General features: G+C 70.7%; 7 protein-coding genes. 4 read left to right on the top strand and 3 right to left on the bottom strand.

The annotated features are described in order from the left end of the window. Positions 1 to 19: 19 nt before the first annotated feature. Both FNH04_RS38295 and FNH04_RS48775 read right to left on the bottom strand, forming a co-directional pair. On the bottom strand, positions 20 to 589 hold the full coding sequence (locus FNH04_RS38295) for a TetR/AcrR family transcriptional regulator (protein ID WP_152790472.1): 570 nt from the start codon (positions 587 to 589) through the stop codon (positions 20 to 22). A 207-nt stretch (positions 590 to 796) separates the two neighbouring features. Further along, the gene (locus FNH04_RS48775) at positions 797 to 922 is read right to left on the bottom strand and encodes a hypothetical protein (RefSeq protein ID WP_265581370.1); all 126 of its coding nucleotides are present in this window, start codon (positions 920 to 922) and stop codon (positions 797 to 799) included. A gap of 11 nt (positions 923 to 933) precedes the next feature. On the opposite strand from FNH04_RS48775, the gene FNH04_RS48215 reads away from it, so the two are divergent. From FNH04_RS48215 to FNH04_RS38270, 4 genes are all read left to right on the top strand, one after another. Next, entirely contained in the window at positions 934 to 1344 is a 411-nt protein-coding gene (locus tag FNH04_RS48215; RefSeq protein WP_228031854.1) for a hypothetical protein, read from the top strand. Beyond that, positions 1341 to 2042, top strand: a complete 702-nt coding sequence (locus tag FNH04_RS38280; RefSeq protein ID WP_152790470.1) for an SDR family oxidoreductase — start codon at positions 1341 to 1343, stop codon at positions 2040 to 2042. Before FNH04_RS48215 ends, FNH04_RS38280 begins: the two co-directional genes overlap by 4 nt. A 25-nt stretch (positions 2043 to 2067) precedes the next feature. Beyond that, positions 2068 to 2946 (top strand): alpha/beta fold hydrolase, encoded by an 879-nt coding sequence (locus FNH04_RS38275; protein WP_152790468.1) that lies wholly within the window; start codon positions 2068 to 2070, stop codon positions 2944 to 2946. Positions 2947 to 3042: 96 nt separating this feature from the next. Next, on the top strand, positions 3043 to 4299 hold the full coding sequence (locus FNH04_RS38270; protein WP_194236953.1) for a hypothetical protein: 1257 nt from the start codon (positions 3043 to 3045) through the stop codon (positions 4297 to 4299). A gap of 631 nt (positions 4300 to 4930) precedes the next feature. On the opposite strand, the gene FNH04_RS38265 is transcribed toward FNH04_RS38270, so the two are convergent. Continuing rightward, the coding region (locus FNH04_RS38265) for a tetratricopeptide repeat protein (RefSeq protein ID WP_152790466.1) at positions 4931 to 6965 on the bottom strand (2035 nt) is incomplete at its 5' end.

The raw sequence follows: 6965 nt of genomic DNA, 5'->3' as shown, positions 1-6965 counted from the left end.
GGGCGGGACGGGTGCTGCGTCAGCGCATGCCTGCCGCGTCGAGCAGGGTGGTCACCGTGGGTGTGATGAGCCCGGTCAGGCTGTCGGCCTGGATTCCCGCGCGGGCGCTGGCACCGTCGAAGACCAGGCTGAGCTGCCGGGCCAGCAGGTCGGGATCGCTCACCCCGCCCTGTTCGGCCTCGGCGCGGAAGAAGGCGGTCAGGTTCGCCTTGATCTGATGGGCGACCCGGCTCGCGGGGTGACTCTGGTCCTTGAGTTCGATCTGCACGGCCAGGTACCGACAACCGCGGAACTCGGGCGCGCCGGCCTGCGATTCCACCTGCTCGAAGACGTGCAGGATCCGCTCGCGGGGTGACCGGGCGTCGTCCGCCGCGGGCAGGAGGGTTGCCACGTAGGCGGAGGCGCGCTCCTTCAGGCTTACCGCCAGGAGTTCGTCCTTGCTCTCGAACAGCTGGTACATGGAGCGCTTCGACACCCCCGCCGCCTTGCACAGCGCCTCGACGCCGATACCGACACCGTCTCGGTAGGTGAGCGTGGCCACTGCCTCCAGCAGCCGCTCCCGGGGGCTTGGCTTCACTTCGGTGGTCATACCGCGAGGTTAACCCGAAGCGGACGAAATAAAAACCGATCGGTTTCCAGGGGGGGTCAGGGTGAAATCCGGCAGAGAGGCCCGTCGATGACCCGGGGGAAAGACCGTCGCCGAGCCATGACGGTGTGCGCGCCTGTCGTCCCTTGGGCGGCGACGCACACCGGGGCCACTCCGCGTAATGGCCCGTCCTGGGCGAGCCGCATCCCGCTACGCGGGGACGGCGGCCTTCTCGGGCGCGGTCTCGACAGGGATGCGGTGCAGGCCCTTGCGGTCGTACCACTCCGGTACGCCGAAGCCGAACAGTCCGGCCGCAGAGGATCGAGCGGATGCCACCGGTGTTGGCCGTGGGTGCCGCCATCCCGATGAAGACCCGCGTGACCACGAGCATGCCGGGCGTGCGCGTCGAGCCGCTTGCCCTTGCCGAGCTCCTCCTTCATCTCCTTCTCGCCCATCACCTTCCAGTCGATCTTGCCCCGCTCGCGGTCGACTTCTTGATCGACTCGGTGATCCGAGCTCCGAGGGCGACCTTCTTGCCGCCGATGGCGCAGGGACGGCCCGTGGCCAAGGCGTGGAACGCCGCTCTGGCCGGCACCCGGCAGACGAAGGGTGTTCCGGCGGTGCGAGGAGCCGGTCGCTGGACTCGCGGACGTGACGTGATCCCGGCCATCGGAGCCGGACCGGGCTTGCGCCTGGAAACCGATCGGTTTACGGTGTGGGAAACCGGTCGGTTTCCCATTCTCCGGAGGCAGTCATGACCGCATTGAAGGGCGCAAACGTCTTCGTCACCGGCGGCAGCCGCGGCATAGGCAAGGCGCTGGTGGAGGAGCTGTACGCGCGCGGTGCCGGCAAGGTCTACGCCACGGCCCGCGACCCGCGCGGCGTGACGCACCCGGACGCCGTCCCGGTGGCGCTGGAGGTCACCGACCCGGCCTCCGTGGCGGCGGCCGCCGCACAGGCGCAGGACGTCACGGTGCTGATCAACAATGCCGGTGCCGCGGTCGGCGCGTCCTTCCTCGACTCCCCGGTCGACGACGTACGCCGGGAGTTCGAGACCAACTTCTACGGCCCGCTGCTGGTCGCCCGGGCCTTCGTGCCGGTCATCGAGCGCAACGGCGGCGGCCACCTCCTGAACGTGCACTCCGTGCTCTCCTGGCTGGCCCTCGGCGGCTCCTACAGCGCCTCCAAGGCAGCCCTGTGGTCGCAGACCAACTCCCTGCGCCTGGAGCTTCAGCCGCGCGGCATCGCCGTCACCGGACTGCACGTCGGCTACGTCGACACCGACCTGGCGGCGGACGTCGACGCACCCAAGTCCGACCCTCGTGACGTCGCCGCCCTCGCCCTCGACGGGGTCGAGACGGGCGCGTACGAGGTGCTCGCCGACGACGTCTCGCGGCAGGTCAAGGCGGGTCTGGCCGGCGACCTGGCGGGACTGTACGCCCAGCTGGCGAAGTAACCCCTACACACAAGGAGTCGGCGAGATGCCCAGCCACGAGTCACGTCCCACGATCCACATTCCGGGGACCACCAGCCACACCATCGCCCCGCGCGCGGGACTTGACGGCCGCGAGGGAACCCTGCGCTACCTCAAGGCGGGCACGGGCGCTCCCCTGGTCCTGCTGCACACCGTGCGCACCCAGGCCGAGCACTTCCGTCTCCTCATCCCGCTGATCGCGGACCACTACACCGTGTACGCGCTAGACCTGCCGGGGATGGGCTACTCCGAGATCGTGCCCGGGGCGTCGTACGACGAGCCGGCCATGCGCGCGGGCGTCGAGCGGCTCCTCACCGAACTCGACCTCCACGACGTGACGCTGGTCGGGGAGTCCATGGGGGCGGTGCTCGCCCTGACCACCGCCGCCGATCTCCCGGAGCGGATACGGCGCGTCGTCGCGGTCAACACCTACGACTTCCGCGGCGGAATCGCCCGTTCCGGCCTCCTCGCCCGTGTGGTGATCAGCGGTGTTCTCGCCCCGGGGGTGGGCCCGGTAATCGCCGGGGTGGAGCCCAAGCCCGCGCTCAGCAAGATCCTGCAGGGCGGGCTCGGCGACAGGAGCGCGCTGCGGGAGGACTACGTGGACGAGCTCCTCCAGGTGGGCAGCCGCCCCGGCTACCCGACCGTCGCCCGAGCCGTGTACCAGAGCCTGCCCAGCCTCATCGCCGCCCGCTCGCGCTACCCCGAGGTCAAGGCCCCCGTCCACCTCGTCTACGGCGAGAAGGACTGGTCCCGGCCCTCGGACCGGCAGGCCAACAGACAACTGCTTCCGGCCGCCGACTTCACGCAGGTCCCCAAGGCCGGCCACTTCATCGCCCTGGAACGGCCCGACGTGCTGGCCGACTTGCTGAACGCGGTGGCCTGACCCCCAGCCAGGGCAAGGGTGTTGCAAGCGGCATGCAAGGAAAGCGCTGTGCGCACCGGGAACCTCCCTGCCGTCTGTTGTACGCAGCGACGAGCGATGGGGGATCGCGTGTCTGTCAGAACGACGAAACCAGCACTGATCGAACAGGGGCACTGGCTGACGGTACGGGACTGCAAGAGGGTCCTGGTGGTCGTGCACACAGTGACCTTCGCCCAACGACTGCGCGAGGTCTTCGAACTGCTGGAGACCGACCTGCGCATTCAACTGGTCTTCACTGTCGCACCACACGCCTTCGGCAACGGAGTCACCGAGTTCCTGCGGAGCCTGGACATCACCACGGTGCCCTGGGAGGAAGCCCTGCGGGCCGAGTTCGATCTCGCGCTCGCGGCAGGCTCCCGCGGAGTGCACGAACTGCGGACTCCGGTCGTACGCATCTCGCACGGGGCGGGGCAGATCAAACTGCTCACCGACGTCAGCACGCTGGCGCAGGGAGAGCCGAGGTCGCCCGGGATGCTGAGCCGTCAGCACCTGCTGCACGAGGGGCGGCTGGTTCCGGCGGCGATCGTCTACTCCCATGACCGGGATCTGGAGGAACTCGCCCGGTCCTGCCCGGAAGCGCTTCCGGTCGCTCACGTGACGGGCGATCCGTGCGTCGACCGGATCATGGCCGGGAGGCACAGGCGCGAGTTCTACCGCCGTGCGCTGGGAATCGAGGACGGGCAGCGGCTTGTGGCCGTCACGTCCACCTGGGGACCCACGTCGACATTCGGGCGGCTCGACTCCCTGCTGCCGCAGCTGCTGAGCCAGTTGCCGGGCGACGGCTACCGCGTCGCGATGCTGGTTCATCCCAATGTGTTCGCGGGCCACGGCACCCGGCAGGTGCACGGCTGGCTGTCCTGCTGCCAGGGCCGGGGGATCGCGGTCGTCCCCCCGGAAGCCGACTGGCAGGCGCTGCTGATCGCGGCCGACTGGATCATCGGCGACCACGGATCACTGACCGCGTACGGCACGCTGACGGACGCGACGATGCTGCTGACGGCCGGATCCCGACGTGAGGTGTCGGCCTGCTCCCCAGCGGCTCTGCTGTCCGCCGTCGCGCCCGTGGTCTCCCCGGTGTACCCGCTGGTGGAACAGCTTGAGTACGCGGCACAGCTGCATCGCCCGGGACAGTACGACCATGTCGCCGCCCTGCTGTCGTCGGCGCCGGGCCAGTTCCACCGACGGATGCGTTCGGTCCTCTACCGCATGCTCGGGCTGGGAGAACCCGCCCGTCCGCCGTTCGTCGCGCCGCCCCCGCCTCCGCCGTCACTGACGCGGTGGGAGATCCCGGCAGGCGGCGGGGCGGCACTGTGAGCGACCGGTCCGCGCTCCCGCAGCCGGACGCCGCATGGGCCACGGTGTGCTTCCGTGCGGCACGGACCGGCGCGGTACCCCGCGGTGACGGCTTGGGCGACCGGTCGACCCTCGTCGTCTGGCATTCGGATACGGCGCACGGTCCGGCTCTCGTCCGATCGGACCCGCTGCCCCTGTCCGCCGTGGGACAGCACGCGTATCCGTATCCCGGTCCGTCGCCCTGCCCGCACGCGCCCGGCCCACTTCCCTGCGATGTGCACCTGTGGGTGGACGCGGACAGCCCGGAACGGACGGAGCTCATGGAACACGCCGATGTGCTCGTGAGCCGCGTGCCCCTGCCGCCTGTGTCGGCTCACCGGCGGGTGCGCGAGTTGCTGGCGGGCCATCCTGGATGCCTTGCCGCCGCCGTACCCGATACGGCCATGATCTGTGTCATCGGGATACGGGACCGGACAGGTGCCGTTTCGTTCGTACGTCCGGAGCGGTGCGGGCCCGGTGCTCTCGTCCCACCGCACGCGGTCGTCTCGGTCGTTCACACGTGGGCGGTGTCCGGCCGGTCGGCCCGCGCGTTGCGCTCCGTCGCCCCGGCGCCGCAGCGCTGACCGGTGGAACGACCGGCCGCGGCGGCGAATCACGGCTGCCGCAGCCGGTCGTCCAGACGCTCCGCGTCCTCGGGGCTCAGGCGTCGGAAGAGATCCCGGGCGGCCTCGTAGTGGCGTACCGATTCCCCGTGATCACCGCGTGACTCGGCGGCCTGGCCGAGCCATTCCAGGCAGCGTGCCTCCCAATGCTCGGACCGGGCGTCGCCCGCCCGGAAGCGCGCGAGCGCCTCCCGCAATCGCCGGATACCCTCGTCAGGGTCCCCGCCTCGGTCCAGGACATGGCCGAGAAGAGCCAGGACGCGGGTCGCCTCGTACGTCTCTCCGAGCGAGTCCAGTTCGGTGCCGGCCCGGCGCAACTGCTCGGCGGCCGTGGCCAGGTCGCCGCCGGCCAACGCGGTTTCGCCGAGGCGCCGCCGGGAGAGGGCGGCCCCGCGGCGGTAGCCGATCGACTCCCTCAGCCGCAGGGCGTGCTCGAAGTGGTCGCGTGCCTCGTCGAGCCGGTGGGCCAGGAGACTGACGTGTCCCAAGCCGCTTACGGCCTGCGCCTGTTGGCGTACGTCGTCGTCGGCCGTGGCCATCTCCAGCGCCTGCCGGTACCAGTCGGCCGCCTCCGGGTACCGGCCGGCGTTGCGCAAGCCGATCGCGCCGGAGGTGAGCATGCGGCCCTGCCCCTGCCTCGATCCGCTCCGGCGTGCCGCTTCGAGACCGAGGCGGTGTGCCTCGATCCACATCTCGGACGGACGTAACCGGAGGAAAAGGGGCCACATGAGGTCCGTCAGACGCCAGCAGGAGGAGTGCCAGCCGGCCTGAGCCGAGTGCTGTACCGCGCCCATCAGGCCGTTGCGGTGCGTGTCCAGCCAGGCGAGCGCTTCCTCGGGACCGTCGAGTGGGGTCGGCGCCACCGTTCCCGTGGGGAGGTCGTGCCCCGGCAGCCGGTGACTGGGGGTGAGGATGCTCTCCGCCGAGGCCGCGGTGGACAGGCACCAGTCGACGAAGCGGCGCAGCGTGCGCTCGTGCCCGCCGGGGTCCTCCAGCTCTTCTCCGAGCCGACGGGCGTGCGGCTGGACGAGGTCGTGGAATCGATAGGTGCCCGGACCCGTCTCCTCCAGGAGATGCGACTCCACGAGCGCGTCGACGGCTGTGTCGGCGATGTCGGCGGCGTGCCCGGTGCCATGCGATCCCTCTCCGTCGCCCGCGAGTGCGGTCAGCAACGAGAGGTCGTGGCGATCCGCGGGCAGGAGTCCCATCCGGCGGTACAGCGCACGGCTCTCGTCCGGGAGAACGTCGTACGACATGTCGAGCGCCGTACGCATCACGGCCTCCCCGTCGACGCGCAGCGTGTCGACGGCACCCAGACCACGGGACAGGCTGTCGGCCAGGGCAGACACGGAACGGTGGGGGCGCAGGGCGAGCTGGGCGGAGGCCAGGGCCACTGCCAGGGGCAGCCGGCCGCACAGTCTGACCACTTCACGCGCGGCGGCCGGCTCCCGTTCCACACGCGTCCCACCGCCGACGGCCAGGAGTTCAACGGCCGACTCGGCGGGGAGTCCCTCCAGCCGGTGTACGGACGCGCCGTCGACGCGCAGTCCGGTCAGGTTGCTTCTGCTGGTCACCACGGTGAGGCCGGTCGGCGTGCCGAGCAGGAGCGGGCGTACCTGAGCAGCCGTGAAGGCGTTGTCCAGGAGGACGGCCAGCCGCAGCCCCGAGGTCATCGAACGCCACAGCGCGCTCCGCTGCGCGATCCCGGCCGGCACCGAGGACGTGCCGAGTGCGACCAGGAAGGCTTCCAGGACGGTGGCCGGGGAGACGGGCCCGCTTTCCCAGTCGGTGGTCTGTCCGCCCAGGTCGGCGTAGAGCTGGCCGTCGGGAAAGCCGTCGGCGTGCTCGTACAGCCAGTGGGCGGCGAAGGCGGTCTTCCCGACGCCCGCGAGTCCGCTGACGACCAGTACCTGCGGTGCGTGCGCCGGCCGCTGGGCATGCAGGGCGTTCAGAGCTCGTCGGTCGGCTTCGCGGTCGATGAACCGTGCGGTCACCGGCGGAAGTTGACGGGGCACGGGGATGCGG

The sequence above is a fragment of the Streptomyces phyllanthi genome (assembly GCF_009377205.1).
Taxonomy (GTDB): domain Bacteria; phylum Actinomycetota; class Actinomycetes; order Streptomycetales; family Streptomycetaceae; genus Streptomyces; species Streptomyces phyllanthi.
This window is presented reverse-complemented; position numbering and strand designations above follow the sequence as displayed.

What these genes read in the sequence shown, in the direction of transcription:
- FNH04_RS38295 (WP_152790472.1), bottom strand. Translation starts at nt 589, where the DNA reads ATGACCACCGAAGTGAAGCCAAGCCCCCGGGAGCGGCTGCTGGAGGCA.
- FNH04_RS38275 (WP_152790468.1), top strand. Translation starts at nt 2,068, where the DNA reads ATGCCCAGCCACGAGTCACGTCCCACGATCCACATTCCGGGGACCACC.
- FNH04_RS38280 (WP_152790470.1), top strand. Translation starts at nt 1,341, where the DNA reads ATGACCGCATTGAAGGGCGCAAACGTCTTCGTCACCGGCGGCAGCCGC.
- FNH04_RS38270 (WP_194236953.1), top strand. Translation starts at nt 3,043, where the DNA reads ATGGGGGATCGCGTGTCTGTCAGAACGACGAAACCAGCACTGATCGAA.